The sequence below is a fragment of the Capnocytophaga sp. oral taxon 329 str. F0087 genome (assembly GCF_000213295.2).
Lineage (GTDB): Bacteria > Bacteroidota > Bacteroidia > Flavobacteriales > Flavobacteriaceae > Capnocytophaga > Capnocytophaga leadbetteri_A.
Genome location: NZ_KN389992.1, coordinates 30,442 through 50,196, shown reverse-complemented (window position 1 = coordinate 50,196; position 19,755 = coordinate 30,442). Strand labels below are relative to the sequence as shown.

Annotated in this window: 24 protein-coding genes; 22 read left to right on the top strand and 2 right to left on the bottom strand. The window is 40.0% G+C overall.

Features of this window, described 5'->3' with window-relative positions; genetic code table 11:
- Positions 1-651: hypothetical protein (locus HMPREF9074_RS03710; RefSeq protein ID WP_034539717.1), on the bottom strand; the 651-nt coding region annotated here is incomplete at its 3' end.
- Positions 652-850: 199 nt separating this feature from the next.
- Between HMPREF9074_RS03710 and HMPREF9074_RS03705 the strand changes: the two genes are divergently transcribed.
- From HMPREF9074_RS03705 to HMPREF9074_RS03670, 8 genes are all read left to right on the top strand, one after another.
- Positions 851-1,126 carry an HU family DNA-binding protein gene (locus HMPREF9074_RS03705; RefSeq protein ID WP_009733830.1) on the top strand — a complete coding sequence of 92 codons (276 nt, stop codon included), beginning with the start codon at positions 851-853 and terminating at the stop codon, positions 1,124-1,126.
- Between the two features lie 86 nt (positions 1,127-1,212).
- A complete protein-coding gene (locus tag HMPREF9074_RS03700) occupies positions 1,213-1,911 on the top strand; it encodes an SIR2 family NAD-dependent protein deacylase (protein WP_009733829.1) in 699 nt (232 codons plus the stop codon).
- Positions 1,904-2,143: a hypothetical protein gene (locus tag HMPREF9074_RS03695; RefSeq protein ID WP_009733828.1), complete on the top strand. Its 240-nt coding sequence runs from the start codon at positions 1,904-1,906 to the stop codon at positions 2,141-2,143. The genes HMPREF9074_RS03700 and HMPREF9074_RS03695 overlap by 8 nt, the downstream gene beginning before the upstream one ends.
- A 3-nt stretch (positions 2,144-2,146) precedes the next feature.
- Positions 2,147-2,962 (top strand): orotidine-5'-phosphate decarboxylase, encoded by an 816-nt coding sequence (pyrF, locus tag HMPREF9074_RS03690; RefSeq protein WP_009733827.1) that lies wholly within the window; start codon positions 2,147-2,149, stop codon positions 2,960-2,962.
- A gap of 21 nt (positions 2,963-2,983) precedes the next feature.
- Positions 2,984-3,430 (top strand): GNAT family N-acetyltransferase, encoded by a 447-nt coding sequence (locus HMPREF9074_RS03685; RefSeq protein WP_009733826.1) that lies wholly within the window; start codon positions 2,984-2,986, stop codon positions 3,428-3,430.
- Positions 3,431-3,485: 55 nt separating this feature from the next.
- Positions 3,486-4,130: an epoxyqueuosine reductase QueH gene (locus tag HMPREF9074_RS03680; RefSeq protein ID WP_009733825.1), complete on the top strand. Its 645-nt coding sequence runs from the start codon at positions 3,486-3,488 to the stop codon at positions 4,128-4,130.
- Positions 4,131-4,143: 13 nt separating this feature from the next.
- Positions 4,144-5,730: a tRNA pseudouridine(55) synthase TruB gene (truB, locus tag HMPREF9074_RS03675; protein WP_009733824.1), complete on the top strand. Its 1,587-nt coding sequence runs from the start codon at positions 4,144-4,146 to the stop codon at positions 5,728-5,730.
- A 5-nt stretch (positions 5,731-5,735) separates the two neighbouring features.
- The gene (locus HMPREF9074_RS03670; RefSeq protein WP_034539715.1) at positions 5,736-6,794 is read left to right on the top strand and encodes a glutaminyl-peptide cyclotransferase; all 1,059 of its coding nucleotides are present in this window, start codon (positions 5,736-5,738) and stop codon (positions 6,792-6,794) included.
- 3 nt (positions 6,795-6,797) lie between these two features.
- On the opposite strand, the gene HMPREF9074_RS03665 is transcribed toward HMPREF9074_RS03670, so the two are convergent.
- The gene (locus HMPREF9074_RS03665; RefSeq protein WP_009733822.1) at positions 6,798-10,331 is read right to left on the bottom strand and encodes an AAA family ATPase; all 3,534 of its coding nucleotides are present in this window, start codon (positions 10,329-10,331) and stop codon (positions 6,798-6,800) included.
- Between the two features lie 48 nt (positions 10,332-10,379).
- On the opposite strand from HMPREF9074_RS03665, the gene HMPREF9074_RS12050 reads away from it, so the two are divergent.
- From HMPREF9074_RS12050 to HMPREF9074_RS03605, 14 genes are all read left to right on the top strand, one after another.
- Positions 10,380-10,517: a hypothetical protein gene (locus HMPREF9074_RS12050; RefSeq protein ID WP_155846593.1), complete on the top strand. Its 138-nt coding sequence runs from the start codon at positions 10,380-10,382 to the stop codon at positions 10,515-10,517.
- Between the two features lie 68 nt (positions 10,518-10,585).
- Positions 10,586-10,723, top strand: a complete 138-nt coding sequence (locus HMPREF9074_RS12315; RefSeq protein ID WP_009733821.1) for a hypothetical protein — start codon at positions 10,586-10,588, stop codon at positions 10,721-10,723.
- Positions 10,724-10,772: 49 nt separating this feature from the next.
- Positions 10,773-11,555, top strand: a complete 783-nt coding sequence (locus HMPREF9074_RS03660; RefSeq protein WP_009733820.1) for a DUF481 domain-containing protein — start codon at positions 10,773-10,775, stop codon at positions 11,553-11,555.
- Between the two features lie 109 nt (positions 11,556-11,664).
- The gene (locus HMPREF9074_RS03655; RefSeq protein WP_009733819.1) at positions 11,665-12,981 is read left to right on the top strand and encodes a DUF389 domain-containing protein; all 1,317 of its coding nucleotides are present in this window, start codon (positions 11,665-11,667) and stop codon (positions 12,979-12,981) included.
- Between the two features lie 125 nt (positions 12,982-13,106).
- Positions 13,107-13,679, top strand: a complete 573-nt coding sequence (locus HMPREF9074_RS03650) for a Crp/Fnr family transcriptional regulator (protein WP_009733818.1) — start codon at positions 13,107-13,109, stop codon at positions 13,677-13,679.
- A 73-nt stretch (positions 13,680-13,752) separates the two neighbouring features.
- Positions 13,753-14,496: a helix-turn-helix domain-containing protein gene (locus HMPREF9074_RS03645; RefSeq protein ID WP_009733817.1), complete on the top strand. Its 744-nt coding sequence runs from the start codon at positions 13,753-13,755 to the stop codon at positions 14,494-14,496.
- Between the two features lie 29 nt (positions 14,497-14,525).
- Entirely contained in the window at positions 14,526-14,951 is a 426-nt protein-coding gene (locus HMPREF9074_RS03640) for a VOC family protein (RefSeq protein WP_002666885.1), read from the top strand.
- Complete coding sequence (locus HMPREF9074_RS03635) at positions 14,951-15,304, top strand: MmcQ/YjbR family DNA-binding protein (RefSeq protein ID WP_002679424.1); 354 nt, start codon at positions 14,951-14,953, stop codon at positions 15,302-15,304. The genes HMPREF9074_RS03640 and HMPREF9074_RS03635 overlap by 1 nt, the downstream gene beginning before the upstream one ends.
- A gap of 167 nt (positions 15,305-15,471) precedes the next feature.
- Positions 15,472-15,942 carry a DinB family protein gene (locus HMPREF9074_RS03630; RefSeq protein WP_009733816.1) on the top strand — a complete coding sequence of 157 codons (471 nt, stop codon included), beginning with the start codon at positions 15,472-15,474 and terminating at the stop codon, positions 15,940-15,942.
- A gap of 6 nt (positions 15,943-15,948) precedes the next feature.
- On the top strand, positions 15,949-16,305 hold the full coding sequence (locus HMPREF9074_RS03625; RefSeq protein WP_009733815.1) for a TfoX/Sxy family protein: 357 nt from the start codon (positions 15,949-15,951) through the stop codon (positions 16,303-16,305).
- A gap of 13 nt (positions 16,306-16,318) precedes the next feature.
- Complete coding sequence (locus HMPREF9074_RS03620) at positions 16,319-16,978, top strand: DUF2461 domain-containing protein (RefSeq protein WP_009733814.1); 660 nt, start codon at positions 16,319-16,321, stop codon at positions 16,976-16,978.
- Between the two features lie 223 nt (positions 16,979-17,201).
- Complete coding sequence (locus HMPREF9074_RS03615) at positions 17,202-17,546, top strand: YciI family protein (protein WP_002666814.1); 345 nt, start codon at positions 17,202-17,204, stop codon at positions 17,544-17,546.
- Between the two features lies 1 nt (position 17,547).
- Positions 17,548-18,768, top strand: a complete 1,221-nt coding sequence (locus HMPREF9074_RS03610; RefSeq protein WP_009733813.1) for an RNA polymerase sigma factor — start codon at positions 17,548-17,550, stop codon at positions 18,766-18,768.
- 291 nt (positions 18,769-19,059) lie between these two features.
- Entirely contained in the window at positions 19,060-19,524 is a 465-nt protein-coding gene (locus tag HMPREF9074_RS03605) for a DUF302 domain-containing protein (protein WP_009391136.1), read from the top strand.
- Positions 19,525-19,755 lie beyond the last annotated feature (231 nt).

The following is a 19,755-nucleotide window of genomic DNA, read 5'->3' as shown; positions in this document are numbered from 1 at the left end:
TCTAAATAGGTCTGACAGAAATAGTTTTTCGTCGTCAGTATTATAAAGAGTGGGCGTAAAATATTTTTCAGGAGGGTTAGGACGCAAATTCTTAAATAATTTGACAATAAAAGTATTGACAATAGGGTAATCATCTACCCAAGTGAGGTTATGGTCTTCAATAAACTCATAAAAATCATCGTCAGGAGCTATAATTTCCTCGAAAATAGTTACCACAAAGTCTCTATCAGTAGCAAAAGAAGTTTCTTTGCCAGCATATTCTTTGTAATAATCACTTTCTAATATCGCCTTATAGAAGTTATTGACGTATTCGTAATGAAGATCAAAGAGATTCATTTGGGCAGTTTCTATTGCTTTTTGCAGTGATTCATTTTGGCTAATGAGGGTAAGAAACTCATTATTAGCGATTAGCTGGTGCTGCTTAGTATCGGCAGGAGTCGCTAAATATTTTTTCTGAGCTACCTCGCTTTGTTTGATAGCATAGGCGTGTAGCTCGGTGAGGAGCGATAGATGAAGAAGATATAGGTCGTACATCTCATTAGCACTATTTTCTAAGTACTTTACTTCTTTGTCTAAGTCTTGACTTTGGCTTTGCTGCATTGCATAAACCGACTGCATCACTTTAGCCCTAATATGTCGTCTTGTAAGCATAATTTTATAAGAACCTCTTTTACTTGTTTTTGAGGGTGCAAAAGTAGTAAAAAAGCTGCAATAAGCCAAGAAAAAGGGGTAAAAAACACTATTAAATGTTAATTTTTTGCCAAATTTGTTTTTTTTAGGGCTAAAGATTTGCTATGAATAAATATATTAGTACCTTTGTGCCAATTAACTTTATTTAAAGAGTTATCTTATGAACAAAACAGAATTAATTGATGCAATCGCTGCTGAGGCAGGATTATCAAAAGTGGATGCCAAAAAGGCTGTAGAAGCGTTTTTCTCAAGTGTTGAAAAAGCTCTAACTAATGGAGACAAAGTGTCTATCGTAGGTTTTGGTGCTTGGTCAGTAGCTGAGAAAGAAGCAAGAGATGCAAGAAACCCACGTACAGGAGAAGTTATTAAAGTACCTGCTAAGAAAGTTGTGAAATTTAAAGCAGGAACTGAATTGGCAGACGCTGTAAACAAGTAATTGCTCGAAAAAAAAAGCCTCTTTGTGATGATAAAGAGGCTCTTTTTTTTCAGAGATGAAAGACAAAAACCAAATAGACTGACCATATGAAAAAGAAAAAAATAGTAGTACTTACTGGCGCAGGAATTAGTGCTGAAAGTGGGGTGAAGACTTTCCGCGATGCCGATGGACTATGGGAAGGGCACGATGTAGAGCAGGTGGCTACTCCCTACGGCTTTCAGAAGAACCCTGAGTTAGTATTAAACTTCTACAATGGTTTGCGCAAACAGCTGAAAAGCGTACAGCCCAATGCTGCCCACTTGCTATTAGCTGAACTGCAAAAAGACTATGAAGTAGTGGTTATCACCCAAAATGTAGACGACCTACACGAGCGCGCCGGTAGCAAAAATATCATTCACCTACACGGCGAACTTCTGAAAATGCGCAGTGCTGACGACCCGAACGAAATATACGATTGTACTGGCGACATAAAGGTAGGCGATTTGACCCCCACAGGTGTCCAGCTACGCCCTCACATTGTATGGTTTGGCGAAGATGTGCCCCTGATAGTGAAAGCCGCTGAAGAGGTAGAAAGTGCTGATATAGTGCTGGTTATAGGCACTTCGCTACAAGTATATCCGGCAGCTGGACTAATGAATTGTGCTGAAGACAACGTACCTATTTATTATATAGACCCACGCCCCTCTATCAGCAGCAAAGGTAGGCTAACAGTTATAGCCGAAAAGGCATCAACTGGTGTAGCTAAAGCTATAGCATTAATCAAAGAAAAAGAGAACAATGAGTAATTTTCCTAAATTTATATTGGGCGATAATACTGATATGCCCGATGCCATGTTTGTGGTACACCTTGAGTACCCACGTTTTGTACTAAACTTAGATACCGATGAGGTAGAATGGTTAGAAGAGTTTGAAGAAGAAGATACTAAAGAATTAGAAGCTGAAAGCGAAAACCTAATAGCTGAAGCCTTTAATTTCTACGAGCGCGAGGTTGCCCGTATAGAAGAAGATAATTATTAAACTATGAAACAACTCATCGAACAGATAAAAGCCAAACAATCGCTACTATGCGTAGGGTTGGACACTGATATTACCAAAATACCGCGCCATTTGTTAGCCGAAGAAGACCCTCTTTTTGCCTTCAACAAGGCTATTATAGAGGCTACACACCCTTTTGCGGTAGCTTATAAGCCCAATGTGGCTTTTTATGAGGCTCACGGCGAAAAAGGGTGGCGCTCATTAAAGAAAACCATTGACTATCTAAATACTTTTCACCCTGAAATTTTCACCATAGCCGATGCCAAACGCGGCGATATAGGCAATACTGCTACGATGTATGCCAAAGCTTTCTTTGAAGATATGCAGTTCGACAGCGTGACTGTCGCTCCTTATATGGGGCGCGACTCGGTTGAACCCTTTTTGGCTTTTGAAAATAAAAGCACCATACTGCTCGCCCTAACCTCTAATGAAGGGGCTTTCGACTTTCAAACCCAAGAGATAGAGGGTGAAGCGCTTTATAAGAAAGTGTTGCGCACCTCGCTTAACTGGAAAAACAGTCAGCAACTAATGTATGTAGTAGGGGCTACCAAAGCCGAATATCTGAAAGAAATACGGCAGATAGTGCCTAACCACTTTTTATTAGTACCAGGGGTAGGCGCACAAGGAGGCAGCTTAGAAGAAGTATGTCGCTATGGACTAAATGACCAATACGGACTGCTGATTAACTCATCGCGCGGCATTATCTACGCCTCTAAAGGAGAAGATTTTGCCATCGTAGCAGCTGAAAAAGCCCAAGAATTGCAGGAAGAAATGAAGAAGTTAATGACAAACATTTACTAACTTTCTAAATTACTAATTGATATGATTACACTTCTAACGAAAGAAATGATTACTAAGGAAATAGAGCAAGATGCGCATCGCCTATTTTCGATGCTGAGCAGGCGCTACCAACGAGCACTTTCTGAACTCTTTGAAGACGAAAATACCGCTCCATATGTAGTTGGCTATATAGAAGACGGCAGGCTGCACGGTATGGCCTCAATGGCTGTCTACAAAGTGATTTCGGGCTACAAGGGCTGGATAGAAGATGTGGTAGTAGACGAGTTTGCACGTGGTAAGAAAATAGGCACCCAACTGATACAAACCCTTATTAGCAAAGGGAGAGAATTAGGCTTGGGCGAGATTCTTTTATTCACCGCCCCTACTAATGAAGCCGCCATACGACTATATGAAAATGAGGGATTTAAGCGCAAAGGGACAGAGGTATTTGTGAATGCTCTGAAAGAAATGTACCCTCCTGTGGTTTGATATTAGCGATTTCTTCGTATTTTTGCCCCCTCATAAAAAAGAAGACTTCAATACTATGGAATTAGTTCACAAGAATCTGGTATTGCCCAACAATGGCAAAAAACTGCTATTGCACACTTGCTGTGCGCCTTGCTCGGGCTCCATTATACTATCAATTCAGGGTTCGGGGATAGACTTTACTATCTTCTTTTATAACCCTAACATTCACCCTAAAAAGGAATACGAAATACGCAAAGACGAGAATATCCGCTTTGCCGAAAAGTGCGGTGTACCTATTGTAGATGCCGAATACGACACCGATAATTGGTATGCTCGTGCTAAAGGTATGGAGTTTGAGCCTGAGCGCGGCAGCCGCTGTGCAATGTGCTTTGATATGCGTATGGAGCGCACCGCCCTATATGCTCACGAAAATGGCTTTGATACCATTGCTACCTCGTTAGGCATCTCGCGTTGGAAAGACCTCAACCAAGTGAACGAAGCAGGCAAAAATGCAGCCAGCAAGTACGAGGGTCTTACCTATTGGGACTACAATTGGCGCAAAAACGGTGGTTCTGCCTGCAATATGGAAATCTGCAAAAGCGAGAAGTTCTACCAACAAGAGTACTGTGGTTGTGCTTTCTCTTTGCGCGATGCTAACAAATGGCGCGTAGAAAACGGAAGAGAGAAAATACGCATAGGTGAAAAATACTACGGAAATTAGCTAATTTGCCAATATGATTACAGCACAAGAATTTTCAGAAGGTAAGATATTGCTCATAGATAAACCCCTGCAATGGTCATCATTTCAGGCAGTAAACAAAATAAAATGGGCAATACTCAAGCACTATAAACTAAAGAAAATAAAAATAGGGCACGCAGGTACTTTAGACCCGCTTGCCTCTGGCTTATTGGTAATATGTACTGGCAAATATACTAAGAAAATAACCGAAATACAAGACGCTCCTAAAACCTATACTGGCACTATTACTCTAGGGGCTTCTACCCCTTCATTTGATATGGAAACCGAAGTAGATGCCCTCTACCCTACTGACCATATCACCCCTGCTCTCATAGAACAAGTAAGACAACAGTTTTTAGGCGAACAAGTGCAAGTGCCTCCCGTGTTTTCAGCTATCAAAAAAGACGGTAAGCGTTTATACGAGTTCGCTCGTGAGGGCGAAGCCATAGAAGTACCCTCACGCCAAATTTTCATTTACAAGTTCGATATAGACACTACTGATTTTCCTCTATTACATTTTGAAGTACAATGCAGCAAGGGTACCTATATACGTTCTTTAGCTAATGATTTTGGCAAAGCGCTGCAATCAGCGGGTTATCTGTCAGCTCTCAGACGCACCCAAATAGGCAACTATACTGTAGCAGAAGCTCTTACCCCCGATGATTTTGTAGCAACCCATATACCCGACCTTAGAAAACCGATTATCCTAACTACTATCATCGAGCAATTTCCCTTGCAAAAATCGGTGAATGATGTATACGGAGAACATCGCAGACAACACACCAAGCCTACCAAAAAAGCCATAGATGTAAGAGCTATTTTGGGAAGAAACGAAAAGAAAAAAAGCAGTGCTATCAGTAGAGAGTTTAGGGCTTTTGCTCGTATGTTTACCCCTACCGATAAGGCTATCTCGCTTACCTTGCTCGTGCTCTTTGTTACAGTCATTACCCTATTGGCTCTACAACTCAATGGGCAGCCTAAAGAAATAATGATAGAGGTAACAACTGCTCCTGAAGAGGTTATCGCTCCTCTCCTACCCGATGCACCTCTTCCTACGACCACTGACGAAGCCGCTACAGCTAAAAGTGCTCTCACTACCAACGCCTACAACCAAGCCGACCCACAACTAAAGCATAGTGCTGACATCAAAACATTAGATGAGATAATGGCAGAACGCACCGCTCAAGAGATGGCAAGCGTCAAAGAGGCTTTAGTAACAGGCAATACCCCTACCGACTTGGCAGTAGTACCACAGCCATCGCAACAGCCTAATTCTTCTTTGGCTGTAACCGATAAAGCTAACAAACATACCTTAGTGAAATACGCCCTTGCAGGTAGAAACGGCACTATACCTAATCCTGTATTTACCTGCGAGCAAGACGGACAAGTGGTGGTCATCATCACGGTAAACGAGGCTGGACGAGTAACTAAGACTGCTATTGATAAAAAATCCTCTACTACCACCGATGATTGCTTAATAGAAAACTCATTGCGCTACGCCGTTCAAGCTAAGTTTGACGCAGCTCCCAATAAGAAAGAACAAATAGGAACTATTACTTACATATTTCAAGAAAAGAGATGAATATGATGACACCTACACGCCAACTTTTACTGCTTGCCGCCCTTCTATTAGGACTTTCCTCTTGCAAGCACAACGCTACTACTACTCCACAAGACGCTTTCAGTATAGATATTTCGCCTAAAAAGAAAGAATACCACTTAGGCGACACCCTACAGATAAGCATTCGTCACCCGCGTTTTGAGGGCAGTGTACAGCAGACTTCGTACCAGATACACCAACAGCCTGTAACTACTTTAGGTGATAAGATAGTATTAGAAAACCTACTCTTAGGCAAACAGTTCCTAAGTGTAAGCGTACAGACTAATGACGGCAAGCAATACACCGTAAAAAAGCCTCTTTTAATACTCGCCCAGCACGCCCCTAAGCTCCTTAGTTATAGAATACTAAATGAATACCCGCACAACAAAGAAGCCTACACTCAAGGATTAGAGTTTATAGGCGATACTTTGGTAGAAAGCACAGGACAATACAAACAATCTTCTATACGAAAATGGAATCCTTTTACAGGAGAGATATACCAGAATGTACCCCTACAGCCTATTTATTTCGGCGAAGGGTCTACGGTTTTCAGAGGGAAGATATTGCAACTAACGTGGCGCGAGAATATCGGGTTTGTATATGACCAACAGCTAAAAGTATTAAAGACCTTTGCTTACGGAAAGAGCAAAGAGGGCTGGGGGCTTTGCCACAACGGCACCGACAAGCTCTACAAGAGTGATGGTACCGAGAAGATATGGTTACTGCACCCAGAGACTTTTGCTGAAATAGATAGTTTGCAACTCTGTACAGACAAGTCGCTGTATACATATGCTAATGAATTAGAGTTCGCTAATGGGAAGATTTATGCCAATACTTTCCTAAAGGACGGCATTATGATTATAAACCCTGAAAATGGAGCCATAGAAGGCGTAGTGGATGTACGCGGACTTAAAGACAAAGTAGAGAAAACCCCTGATGTAGACGTACTAAACGGCATCGCTTATCACCCTATACGACATACATTCTTCATTACAGGTAAGAACTGGAGTAAAATATTCGAAGTAGTATTCCTACCTAACGACTAAAGGCTAACTCCTAACGACTATATTACTTCGCCCGTTGCCCTCCTTCTCAACTACTACCTTTACGGCTATGCGCTCTACCATCTCTTGTACGTGCGAGATAACCCCTACTTTCTTCCCTTGATTCTGAAGACTCTCTAAAGCATCTAAAGCTACCGACAACGTATCGGCATCTAAAGAGCCAAAACCTTCATCTATAAACAAAGTCTCGACATTCATCTTGGTAGACGACAAAGACGAAAGCGCTAAAGCCAAAGCTAACGACACCAAAAACGATTCCCCCCCTGAAAGCGAATACACCGAGCGTACCTCTGCTGCCATATCATTATCGAGCACCTGCAAACTCAACGAGTTAGGTATGCGCGATAAAGTATAGCGCCTATTAAGGTACTTCATCTGCACATTGGCGTACTGCAGCAGTACATCGAGGGTGTACTCTTGTGCATACCGCCTAAAGAGTCCCCCTGAATGACTGCCTATCAGGCTGTTGAGTTTATCCCATTGGGTAACTACTTCTCGTTTCTCCTTCTCTTTTCGCTGTAAATCAGCAGCTATATGATGTTGCTGCTCATCGGTGAGCAAGCGCGATTTTTGTGCTATCACCTGCTGCTGTAGCGGTTCTTCTGCCGCCATCTTTTCCTCACGTATCTTTATAGTTTCCTCTTCAGAAAGAGATAGCGGACGTTTATCCTTTAGTGCCTCTAATTGCTGTTGTTTTTCTTTAGAAAGCGTGTCGTATTTGGCTATACGCTCTTCAAGCGACTGCTGGGCTGCCCGCTCAGACTGCAACCACTCGTGGCTGCGATTAGCCCATTCTATCTTATGTGCGTGGAGGTACGCCTGCTGCTCAGGGTAGTAGGTCGCTATCCAACTCTCTACCTTTTCGGTAGCTTCAGCAATGCGCTCTCTACTATGCTGTTGCCGTTCTGCGAGTGACTCTACCGTCTTATCATTAGCCGTTACTTTTAGCAAAAGGGAGTTGTAGAGGTCTTGCGCTGCTTCGTAACGCGCTTTAGCCGCAGCAAGTATCCCTTGCAAGGTCGCTTCTACCTTAGCAGCCTCTTCCCCCTCTAATAGAGATTGACGTTCAGCCTTAAGTGCTTCATATTGTGTTGTATCCGTCTGTAGGGTAGTCTGTAGTTGCGTAAGTTGGCTCTCTAAAGCAGCCACTTCAGTAGCGAGAGACGATTGTTCTTGATAAAGCAATTGCAGCCGTTCAACTGCCTTTTGTAAGTGCGCTTCTTGCTGAGTGTACTCCGTTTTAGCCTTTGTTACTTTTGCTGAAAAAGCGGCAGTATCCTCTTTCCAGAGCCGTAGCATAGCTTCCGAAAGCTGCAAAGTACCGAGCTGCTTCAGTTGTCCTTGTTCTTGTTTCTGATACTCCTCTCTCTGTGCTGCAAGATTTTCTTTTTGTGTAGTAAAATCCTTTAGGCGATTAAGCTGCTCAAAAAGCGTTTCACTTTCCGCCAAATGCTCTTGTGTATCATTACAACACTGCTCAAGGTACGCCTGTAACCCTTCCGCAGGATAAGTGCTATAAAAAGCCGACTGCTGCAACTGACTTTGTGCTTCGGTTACAAGCTGATGATAATGCGTCTGTTGCTCCTGCGCCTCGGCTATGCGCTCAAGGGTAGCTTGCTGCGTTGCCTCTTTCTGCGCTATCGACTTAGAGAGGCTAGCCAAATGCTGCTGCACTGCCTCCCATTCTTGTTTCACCGTATCGACCAGCTGCTCAGAAATAGCTTTATGTGCACTAGGGTGGTGTAGCGACCCACAGAGCGGACACGCCTCTCCCTCTACCAACCTCTCACGCAATAAGCCTATATTTTGCGAGTTCTCCTCACGAGTACGCTCATATATACGCTCCGCCGTTTTACACTCAATTTGCGCGTCAGAAAGCTGTTTTTGCAAATCAGTAAGGGCAGCCACTGATACTGCTACCTGTTGTTCTCCCTCAGCAATAAGCGCTTCCGAAGCCTCTTTCTGAGTAGTATAGGTCTGAATATGCTGTGCCAAAAGCCTATCCGCCTGATAGACTTGCAGCTGGTTTCGGTAGTCTTTTTGCTGTTGCAATAACTCTTCAAGGGTAAAAGTCGCTTCTTTGAGCGGAAGTGCCTCATATTGAACCTCTAAAGCAGCTGTTTTATTAGCATTTTCAGCCATAAGCCTCGAGAGTTGTTCCTTTTCTACAGCCAATGCCTGCAACCATTGATAGTTGTCTCTGAGCAACTTATAAGCCGCATTTTCATTTAGCCACGCTTGTCGTTCTTGCTTGTACTGCTCGCCTTTTGTTATACTTTGCCCCTTAGCCAAAAGCTCTTTTTGTTTATCCTGCAACTGTTGCATCTGGACTTGCTGTTGCGCTTGTCTCTCGGTTAGCAGTCGTTGTGCTTCAGCCAAACGCACCTCCAACGCCTTTGCCTTGTCGATAGCTGGCTTAGCAGTCTCATACACCGACTGAGCAGCCGTGAGTTCTTTGGCTGCTGTAGATTTCTCAACCTCTGCTGCTGCTTTGTCTGTAGCCAAGCGTTGCTGTTCGCTCTGAGCGGCTTGCAATTGCTGCACGGCAAGCTGTAGTTGTGCTTCCTCCCGCTGTTGCAGCAGAATATCTGCTTTTACCGCCTGAAGCTGCTCAATAATAGATAGTTGAGAGAAACGATCAGCTTGTGCGTTCCTCTCCCCTATGGCCTTTTCTCTCTCAGCCATAGCCTGCTGATACCCATCTGAAAGCGAATGATAATCAGCGTACCACTGCTGTTGTGCTTTTAGTGTATCGAGTTCCTCCTGAAGCGCCTTAAGTTGTTGGCTATCAGCAGCCAATTGCTTTTCTATCGCCTCTCGGTCGGCAGACGATAAAAAACTAAGCTGTGCCAGCTGTCGCTCTAAAAGCTCAAGCTCAGTGCGGTGCTGCTTGCTAAGTTCGTATACCTTCATAGAAATCTGACTGTATATCTCGGTACCTGTTAGCTTTTCTAATATATCCGAACGCTTATCGTCATTAGCTTTCAGAAAGGAAGTAAAATCGCCTTGTGCTAAAATAACCGACTTGGTAAACTCGTCAAACGAAAGACCTATCAGCTCCCTTATCTTCTCTAAAACAAGGGTTTTTCTATTCTCAGCAAACACCTCATTATCAGTCAGATTAGTAAGCTGTATTGTTTCCTGTTGAAGATTTCCTTGCTGCTTACCCCTTGCCCTACGCACCTGCCACTCGGCCTCATAATGCTTAGCATCAGCCGCCTGAAAAACCACCTTGGCATAGCCATTAGTAGCCCCTTTGCGGAGGAGGTTTCTAACGTTATTAACCTGCACTTCGCCGGTACCATCGTTGATGCTCAGGGTGCTTTTAGTAGCAGCAAGACGGGGCGTTTCGTTGTATAACGCAAGACAAATAGCATCTAAGATAGTCGATTTGCCAGCCCCTGTAGCCCCTGTGATAGCAAATAAGCCCACAGACTTCAGCGGTTCAGCTTCCAAATCAAGCGTAAAAGGTCCTTCGATAGAAGCTATATTGTAAAGGGAAACAGATAGTATCTTCATCGTATCTTTTTTGTGGCAAATGTACGGATATTTCTTAAATTAACAATTGTGAAGATACGGATAAACTTCGCTCATCGTTCGTCACATACTCAGCTGCGCCAGCTCGCTGACTTTCCTTCGCTTATCATTCGCTCATCATTCGCTCATCGTTCGCTCTTGCTGTATCCTTTCTGTATTGTACTATAGGGAGAAAATTTTTCTAATTAGTAAATTATGCTTATATTTGTGGTTTGAAAAACAAATCATCGTCTGAAATGAAAAAAGAAGGAAATGAAATGGTGTCAAATTATCACCAGTTGAAATTAGAAGCTGCTGATAGTAAAATGCGGCTTACTGATATTGCTGATACAAAAGCGAGAGATTATCTTGAAATTGAGAAATGGACAGATTAACAATTTATTACTATCTTTGCCCCGAAAAAGAAAAAACTTAAGAATCACTATGAAACACCTACTTCTTTTATGGGGCGCATTGCTCTTTTCGGTAGCAGCTTATTCGCAGATGCTCTTCTCGGAAAACCTTACAATGACAATAGACAGCACGAAGACCCTGCAAGGTAACCTAATGCCTATCTTAGATTTTAAAACCGAAAAAGCTGATGTCTTCACCCTGAAAAATACCGCCAACCTCAACCTGCTGCTCAATCGCAATAGGGTTATCAACCTCATCAATAAGTTCGAGTTCTCTACTTATGGCAAAATGCTTATCGTGAGCGGAGGATATTTGCATTTAGAATACCGCTATTTGTTAGACCACGCTTTTGAGGTGTACCCTTATGCCGAATCGCAATGGGCTGAGAGTAGAGGTATGAACCACAAGATTTCTGCGGGGTTGCAGTCGCGCTATCGGCTGATTAACACCAAATGTTCGCTGATGTTTGCCGCTGTGGGCTTGTTCTTCGAATACGAAAAATGGCAACACCCTGCCCCCGATGCCAATACACCCGAGCACGCCTATAGCAGGAGTATCAAAACACATTTATCGCTTAGCTATAAACTCCAACTGACTGAAAAATGGACGCTTACTACTACCGGTATATATCAAACCCGTCCCGATAGCACTTTTAACAAACCTCGCTATGGAGGTGCGGCAGACCTTACTTACAACATCACTCCTACCGTAGGCATCGTGGGCACCTATCGCCTTATCTACGACACCGACCCTATTGTGCCCGTACGAAAGGACTACAACACTATGGAAGTGGCGCTTAATATTTCATTTTAATTTGACGATTTGCTTGTGCGGCTTATACTCAATTAGTAAATTATTATTATCTTTGCAGTTCAGATAAAACATTACTTAAGTACTAACATCTAAACACTTATTTAACACTATGAGTTTCTTAAAAAACCTACTTAATCTATACCAAGGCGAAGAGAAAAAAGAAAAAGTAATTGAGGATATCCTCAGCAATATCTCTTTCAGAGGGGCTAACCTATGGATTTTAGCTTGTGCTATCCTTATTGCATCTATCGGACTAAACGTCAATTCTACGGCAGTCATTATCGGGGCGATGCTTATTTCACCTCTTATGGGGCCTATTGTGGGGGCAGGCTTTGCATTAGCTACCTATGATTTTGACTTATTGAAAAAAACAGGACGCAGTTTGCTTATCGCTACGGTAGTGAGCCTTATAGTATCGTTTATCTACTTCTATATCAGTCCGTTTAAGGATGTGCAATCAGAGCTTTTAGCCCGTACCTCGCCTACTATTTACGATGTGTTCATCGCTTTTGTGGGTGGGTTGGTAGGTGCTATCTCCCTAACCCGAGAAGACAAAGGGAACCCTATACCAGGGGTGGCCATCGCTACTGCTTTGATGCCTCCGCTCTGTACAGCTGGTTTTGGCTTGGCCACCGGCAATATTAGTTACTTTTTAGGTGCTTTTTACCTATACAGCATTAACTGTTTCTTTATAGGGATTGCTACTTTCCTCATTATCAAATACCTGAAATACACTCCTAAAAATACGGGTAATGAGGCACTTAACAAGCGTTTGCGCGTGGTTATCACTACACTAGTAATCCTCATCGTCACTCCCAGCCTCTATTTAGCTTATAGTCTTTTAGAAGAGAAGAAATTCCACGAGAATGTGGCACACTATATCACTGCAGAGTTTGAAAACAGTGGTTATACTATCATTTATAAGAAAATACGCTACAATACGAACCCTAAAAGCATTGAATTAGCGTTTTTGGATAAGAAATTTAGCGATGAAGAGTTAAAAATGCTGCAAAGCAACCTTAAAAACTTCAATCTACTCAATACTGAGCTTATTGTACGACAAAAAGAATCGGAAATTGATAAAGAAATACTATCAGAAATCAACAAAAACAAGTCGTCGCTCTCTAGTAAAGATGTGATGATAAAGAACCTAACTGACGAGCTGGAAAAATACAAGCCTACTGATGCTACTTTTACTAAAGAAATGCAGGTATTATTCCCAAGCATAGACGATTTTTATTTTGGCAAGCTGAACCACTTGTCTAATAAAGATTCTCTACAAACGGCTACTGTACTGCTCTACACCCTGAAAAAAGATACTATAAAGGGCAAAGAAGTGACTAAAGAAATAGATGCCGCGCGATTGCAACAATGGCTCGCTGAGAAGTTTGGCGACAAGAAAGTGATATGCCGATTAGCAAATTAGGTAATTTGCCGATTTGCCAATTTGCCGATTTGGTAGATGTTTTACACTATTATTAGCCTTAGATGAAGAAAGCTCCATAAGTAATACCTAGCAGACTCAACAAATGCAAATATCAAAGAATAACAATGACGCATAACTTATTTCAAAATATCTACAAACACCCTCTGATAGGGGCGCAAGAACTACAAGAAATACAAAAAGCCCATCAACCTATTGCTTTTGGCAAAGGTGATTTTATCTTGCACAAGGACGAAATAGCTCGTGGTTATCTTATCTTGCAGACAGGAGTTGCTCGCGCCTTTGTATATGACTATGAAGGGAATGATATCACTACCGACTTCTTTTGTGAAGGTGAAATTATCGTGCAAGAACTTTCTCTTTTTAAGCATTTACCTTCTGCCGAAAATATCCAAGCCCTTACTAATTGTGAGGGCTGGCATATAGATTATGAGGATTTTCAAAAACTTTATCACAGTTTGAAAGGATATTCGGAATGGGGGCGACTCTTTATGACAGAGAAATTGTTTGAGGCAAAAAAACGTTCTCTTGAAATGATTACACTCCCTGCCAAAGAGCGCTATATGCAGTTTATTAAGGAAAAACCCAGTGCTATAAAGCACGCTCCCTTAAAACATATAGCCACTTATTTAGGCATCACAGATACTTCGCTAAGCAGAATACGAAAGGAGGTTTGTTGAGAAAATCTTGTTGTTTTAAAAATTACCAGTAGAGGCTTTCCGCTAATTTTGTACCCTGATTGAATTATAAAAAATGAAATACAGAGAAATAAAACCCATTGGGTTCTTGACGAACTTTATTCAAAGTTTTTGGGAATATGAAACCTTTAGTACAGAATTTGAACATACGATTATTCCAGATGGATACTTCGACCTTATTGTAGGATTTGAAAACAATTCATTTAAACAAATAAAACTAACTGGGGTTTGGATAATGCCTATTAATGTAGTGATACCGAAATCAACTAAACTTTTTGGCATTCGGTTCAAACTTTTGGCAGCTGAATATATATTTCAGCGAGAAATAAAATCTATTCTGAACACAAACATAATTTTACACGATACATTCTGGAACATATCAAGTTATCAAACCAATGACTTTGAAATATTTGTTTCAGAAATCTCGAATTATTTGGAAAATTCAATCAAACATTTTAAGGAAATAGACAACAGAAAACTCAAACTTTTTGAATTAGTTTACCAAAGGCAAAATTTATCTGTTGAAGAACTTTCAAAAAGTGTGTTTTGGAGCAGCCGACAGATAAATCGGTATTTTAATCAGATGTTTGGGTTTTCATTGAAGCTATTTTTAAACATTGTTCGCTGTAATGCTTCATATAAAGACATCTCGAAAGGAATTCTTTATCCAAGTGAAAACTATTTTGACCAAGCTCATTTCATTAAAGAAATAAAAAAATATACGGAAAAAACACCGAGAGAGTTGTCAAAAAACGAGAATGTCCGATTTTTACAATTAGCAACCAAGCGCAACGAGTAATTTTGCATTTTAAATTTAAAAGATTTATTATGAAGATTACAAAACTTACCCCAAATTTTGAAGTAACGGATGTGAAAAAATCGGTTGCTTATTATGAAAAAAACTTCGGGTTCAAATTGATTATGACTGTTCCTGCAACTCAAGACGGAATTGAACAAAGTTTTACCGAAGGTAAAGAGTATGTTTATGCTATGATGCAAAAAGATAATGTTGAAATTTTCTTTCAACGTACCGATACATTTAAGGAAGATGTTGTTTTTGCAACAGGTTTGCCAATCGGAGCTTCCGTTTCTTTTTATATGGATATTGAGGGAATAGACGAATTTCATCAACAAATGAAAGCGAAAAAGTTAGAAATAACCGAATTAAAAACAACTTGGTACGGAATGAAGGAGTTTTACCTAAAAGACATTAATGGATACATTCTCGGATTTGCCGAAAAAGCTGAACAATAATGAATATTGAAGAATTGAGAAATTTTTGTTTATCATTAAAAGGCGCAGAAGAATCTATGCCTTTTGACGATAAAACGCTTGTGTTTTCCGTAAAAGGGAAAATGTTTTGTGCCACCGACATAAATACTTATGAGTTTGTTAATTTAAAATGTGATCCTGATAAAGCTATTCAGTTACGAGAACAATATAACGAAGTAATTGAAGGATATTATATGAATAAGAAACATTGGAACAGTGTAAAAACCAAAGGGAAAATTACTGACAAACAGTTTCAAGAATGGATAAAAGATTCGTATGATTTAGTTGTATTAGCTCTTCCAAAGAAAATACAAAAAGAACTCAACGATGAATAAAAACGCCATATAACAGGCGTTTGGTTATTTTTGGACAACCCAACAGCCGAAGATGATTTCTGGGGATAAACATTCATCATTGAAAACTTAAAAATCTTGTCATAAGGCAAGATTTTTTTTGTGTATTAGTCATATTTTTGCCCCCGAATTTTAAAAAGTATTTAAAAATGACAAAAACAAAACACTTTGATTTTCTTTTATCCATTCGCAAAAACCTATTGACTTACTTAGATAATCTCACTCCTGAACAATTAGGCTATATCCCAATAGGTTTTTCTAATAATATCTTTTGGAATATAGCACATTGTATTGCTGTACAGCAATTCTTATGTTATCAACTCAGTGGAAATAAACTGCTAATCAGCAATGATTTTTTAGAGAAATACAATCGTGGCACCTTTCCTCAAAAGATTGCACCTTCAAAGGAAGAAATCTACCAAGTAAAGGAATTGTTACTTAGTACAGTAAATCAATTACAAGAAGATTATCAAACAAGGCTATTCAATGAGTTTCCGACGGTTAAGGTGGGTTTATTTTGTATAGACACTATAGAAGATGCAATGTATGTAAACAATATGCACGAATCGAGACATTTGGGAACTGTATTAGCTTTAAACTATTTTAGCTCAAAAAATTAATATAATATGGCTTATAGTATAACACTTGCGAATAGAGTTCGTGAATATTTAGCTGAAATTCCTCACATCACGGTTGAAGAAAAGGCGATGTTTGGCGGTTTGGCTTTCTTGGTGAATGACAAGATGTGCATCAATATAGGAGAGGATACCTTAATGTGTAGGTTTGACCCTGAGCAGACAGAAGAAATTGCCGAAAGGCAGGGCTTCTCGCCAGTGGTAATGAGAGGCAAAGAGCTTTCTGGCTATTGCTATGTAGACCCTACGGGGTACAACCAAAAAAAAGACTTTGATTTTTGGTTACAACTCTGTTTAGAGTTCAACAGCAAAGCAAAAAGTTCTAAGAAAAAGAATAAAAACGACTAATTTTCAATAATATATGTTTGATTTCCTTACAGAACTTGCAGAAAACAACAATAAAGAATGGTTTGATGCTCATAAAGCTCAATACGAATCGGCTAAATTGGAAGCCACTACACTTTTTAAGCATATTTATTCTATACTTACTGAGTATGACACTTTGTCTTCACTAAAAATATATCGCATTCATCGTGATTTGCGTTTTTCTAATGACAAAACACCTTACAAAACGCACTTTGGGTGCTATATACAGCGCAAAGAACCCTACTATCTCGGTGGATACTATGTATGTATCAGTCCGCAAGAGACTTTTATAGGAGGAGGTTTTTTTGAACCCAATAAAGATGAATTATTACGTATCCGTAAGGAGATATCATTTAACGCTGAGAAATTTAGGGAGGTAATGAAGAATGAGGGTATACAAAAAGAATTTGGCGGACAATTATGGGGAGAAGAACTCAAAACAGTCCCTAAAGGTTTTGAGAAAGATGATCCAATGATAGACTATCTGCGTAAAAAGCAATTCCTTCTCAAGCACGATTATTCCTTAGAAGAGGCTACATCAAATAACTTTGCTGAAAAAGCAATTCAAGGATTATTAGCTATGCGTCCTTTTTTTGATTTTATGACCGAAGCTCTCACAACAAATCTCAATAGGGAATCGATATCGAATAATTAAAGAAATAGAACTCCCTATTGGAGAACAATATTTTGGTTACTACGGTAGCTTTAGGGATAAGTTTGGTATTGGTTAGATATTTTTATGCTAACTTTTTAAAAGTAAAACTCCCCGTGTAGTGAATAACTGCACGGGGAATTTTTTATTTATTAATTTTTACTATCTTTGTCCCCATAGAGGAAATTCAATCGTTATAGGGGTATAATATTAAATTTAAAAATGTATGAAAGATTTTGTATTAATTTTTCGTTTGAACAACATCGCTGATTTCAAACCTACTCCCGAGCAAATGCAAGAACGTATGAACTGGCTTGCAGGTATTGCTTCACAAAACAAATTAGCCGACAAAGGCAATACCCTTTTGCCTATCGCTGGCAGTGCCAAAACTATCAAAGCCGATAAGGTTGTAACCGATGGACCTTTTACCGAAATTAAAGAGTTTATCAGTGGCTATGTGGTAGTAAAAGCTGAAAACATTGATGAAGCAGTGGAAATGGCTAAAGCCAACCCTATTTTTGAACAAGTAGGTGGCAGTATTGAAGTGCGTGAAGTGCTAAAAAGAGATTAAAATGCCTCACTCACAACTTTTATCCGATTTGTTTCGAAAAGAATACGCTAAAATGGTGGCAGTCTTATGTCGCCATTTTGGCTTTTCTCATTTGGAGATTGCTGAAGATATTGCGAGTGATACTTTCTTAAAAGCCTATGAATTGTGGGAAACAGAGCCCTTACCTCCCAACCCTACTGCGTGGCTTTACACCGTCGCCAAAAACAAAGCTAAAGACTATGAAAAACACGTAGCTATATTTGAAGATAAAGTAAAAAAGGCACTTACACCTACTGAAAAAAGCGAAGAACTTACCTTTGAAACTTCTGAAATAAACGACAGTCAGTTAGAAATGCTCTTCAATATCTGCGACCCTTCTATTTCTGTAGAGTCTCAAATAAGTTTGGCTTTGCAAATACTCTGTGGTTTTACAGTAGAAGAGATTGCCAATGCCCTACTCACCCATACCGAAACTATAAAAAAACGACTTCTTAGAGCTAAAAGCAAACTCAGAGAGCATCATTTTCAAATCAAAACCGTAAGCCCAGCCGATATACAAGCCCGATTAGAAACTGTACTGCGCTGTTTGTACTTATTTTTCAATGAAGGCTATTTTTCAGAAACTAACAATCAATTCATACGAAAGGAGTTTTGCAAAGAAGCCTTGCGCCTTACACTCTTACTTGCCGAGTACCCTCAAACTGATACACCACAAGTGAATGCTCTTTTATCGCTGATGTGCTTCCAAAGTTCCAGACTTGAAGCTCGTATCAATACCACTGGTGAAAACACTCTTTATGAACAACAAGATAAAAGCAAATGGGATAAAGAACTTATACACAGAGGCAACTATTACTTAGTAAAAGCCTGCGAAGACTCTCAAATCTCTAAATATCACTTAGAAGCTGGTATTGCCTATTGGCATACTACCCCTACTGATGAAAATAAGTGGAAGTATATTCTCCGCCTATATAACCAACTGATTATCATTGAATATTCTTCTGTAATAGCCTTAAACAGGACTTTTGCTTATGGCAAGGTGTACGGCAAAGAAAAAGCTATTGTAGAGGCTGAAAAATTAGGATTGCAAAACAATCGTTACTACCACGAGTTATTAGGATATTTGTATACTGATATCAATAACCAAAAAGCAATTGCTCACTACCAAAAAGCAATTGCTCTTTCTAAATCGGCTAACGAGCGAGCAACACTGCAAAAACAGATAGAACAATTAGTGAAATAAGATTTGAAGAACTCAAAATGCATACCTTTTGGGATTACTCAAAAAAAGAGGAAAATGAAACGGTATCAAATTGTCACCAGTTAAAATTAAAAGCCGCTGATGGTAAAATATGTCTTACTAATGTTGCTGATACAAAAGCTACAAATTAGTAGGCTAAGTAAAAAATATTATGTACTTTTGCACATTATAGTTAAAATAACTCATCTGTATCAGCAGTGGAAAGCTGGAAACTCACCACAAACTGAATGATTTTACCTTTACTTTCTTTGAAAAACATTTATAATAAACTATATGAAACACTTAATTATCTTGTTATTATTCCCGTTCTTAGCAGCGGCACAACCTATTATTAGCTGTACAGATGTGATAAAACCTTATGCCGACTTTGAGAGTCCATTAGCTTTTGAAGAGACTGTAGCAGCCCTTCAGAAAATATTAAACAGCAAAGGAATTACCATTTTTGCTACTATTGAACACCACAAAGCGGCTGAGGCAGTAGGCGAAAGTATGCCACCTGCCACCGTGCTTATAGTAGGCAACCCCAAAGTAGGGACTGCCCTAATGCAGGAAAACCCTCGCTTTGCTATTGAACTCCCTTTGAAAATCCTCATCTATGAGGAAAATAAAACAGTAAAGATACGCTACGAGAAAATTGCTGCTATGGGCGAAAAATACCATATAAAGCAAACCTTCAGCACAGCAGAGAAAATAGATGCAGCAATGCTACAACTGATAAAATCGTCAATTGGGGAATAGAAAATTATTATCTTTGCAGCCTTACTACACGATGACAAAATCGTTACCCACGAATATTGGGTAGTGAAAGGGCTCACTATTACAACGCCTACCTAAGAGCTTGATAGCCTAGTATTTAGGTGTATCACGCGAGACCCTCAGCCGTTTGTATTTTACCTCTCACCCAAAAAAGTGACATACCTTATAGTGATACATATATTATTAGCTGTATCTTTGCCCCCGAATTTAAAA

Excerpts from the sequence above, each read along its gene's own strand:
- HMPREF9074_RS03705 (WP_009733830.1), top strand. The coding sequence starts at position 851 with ATGAACAAAACAGAATTAATTGATGCAATCGCTGCTGAGGCAGGATTA.
- HMPREF9074_RS03700 (WP_009733829.1), top strand. The coding sequence starts at position 1,213 with ATGAAAAAGAAAAAAATAGTAGTACTTACTGGCGCAGGAATTAGTGCT.
- HMPREF9074_RS03695 (WP_009733828.1), top strand. The coding sequence starts at position 1,904 with ATGAGTAATTTTCCTAAATTTATATTGGGCGATAATACTGATATGCCC.
- pyrF (WP_009733827.1), top strand. The coding sequence starts at position 2,147 with ATGAAACAACTCATCGAACAGATAAAAGCCAAACAATCGCTACTATGC.
- HMPREF9074_RS03685 (WP_009733826.1), top strand. The coding sequence starts at position 2,984 with ATGATTACACTTCTAACGAAAGAAATGATTACTAAGGAAATAGAGCAA.
- HMPREF9074_RS03680 (WP_009733825.1), top strand. The coding sequence starts at position 3,486 with ATGGAATTAGTTCACAAGAATCTGGTATTGCCCAACAATGGCAAAAAA.
- truB (WP_009733824.1), top strand. The coding sequence starts at position 4,144 with ATGATTACAGCACAAGAATTTTCAGAAGGTAAGATATTGCTCATAGAT.
- HMPREF9074_RS03670 (WP_034539715.1), top strand. The coding sequence starts at position 5,736 with ATGACACCTACACGCCAACTTTTACTGCTTGCCGCCCTTCTATTAGGA.
- HMPREF9074_RS03665 (WP_009733822.1), bottom strand. The coding sequence starts at position 10,331 with ATGAAGATACTATCTGTTTCCCTTTACAATATAGCTTCTATCGAAGGA.
- HMPREF9074_RS12315 (WP_009733821.1), top strand. The coding sequence starts at position 10,586 with ATGAAAAAAGAAGGAAATGAAATGGTGTCAAATTATCACCAGTTGAAA.
- HMPREF9074_RS03660 (WP_009733820.1), top strand. The coding sequence starts at position 10,773 with ATGAAACACCTACTTCTTTTATGGGGCGCATTGCTCTTTTCGGTAGCA.
- HMPREF9074_RS03655 (WP_009733819.1), top strand. The coding sequence starts at position 11,665 with ATGAGTTTCTTAAAAAACCTACTTAATCTATACCAAGGCGAAGAGAAA.
- HMPREF9074_RS03650 (WP_009733818.1), top strand. The coding sequence starts at position 13,107 with ATGACGCATAACTTATTTCAAAATATCTACAAACACCCTCTGATAGGG.
- HMPREF9074_RS03645 (WP_009733817.1), top strand. The coding sequence starts at position 13,753 with ATGAAATACAGAGAAATAAAACCCATTGGGTTCTTGACGAACTTTATT.
- HMPREF9074_RS03640 (WP_002666885.1), top strand. The coding sequence starts at position 14,526 with ATGAAGATTACAAAACTTACCCCAAATTTTGAAGTAACGGATGTGAAA.
- HMPREF9074_RS03635 (WP_002679424.1), top strand. The coding sequence starts at position 14,951 with ATGAATATTGAAGAATTGAGAAATTTTTGTTTATCATTAAAAGGCGCA.
- HMPREF9074_RS03630 (WP_009733816.1), top strand. The coding sequence starts at position 15,472 with ATGACAAAAACAAAACACTTTGATTTTCTTTTATCCATTCGCAAAAAC.
- HMPREF9074_RS03625 (WP_009733815.1), top strand. The coding sequence starts at position 15,949 with ATGGCTTATAGTATAACACTTGCGAATAGAGTTCGTGAATATTTAGCT.
- HMPREF9074_RS03620 (WP_009733814.1), top strand. The coding sequence starts at position 16,319 with ATGTTTGATTTCCTTACAGAACTTGCAGAAAACAACAATAAAGAATGG.
- HMPREF9074_RS03615 (WP_002666814.1), top strand. The coding sequence starts at position 17,202 with ATGAAAGATTTTGTATTAATTTTTCGTTTGAACAACATCGCTGATTTC.
- HMPREF9074_RS03610 (WP_009733813.1), top strand. The coding sequence starts at position 17,548 with ATGCCTCACTCACAACTTTTATCCGATTTGTTTCGAAAAGAATACGCT.
- HMPREF9074_RS03605 (WP_009391136.1), top strand. The coding sequence starts at position 19,060 with ATGAAACACTTAATTATCTTGTTATTATTCCCGTTCTTAGCAGCGGCA.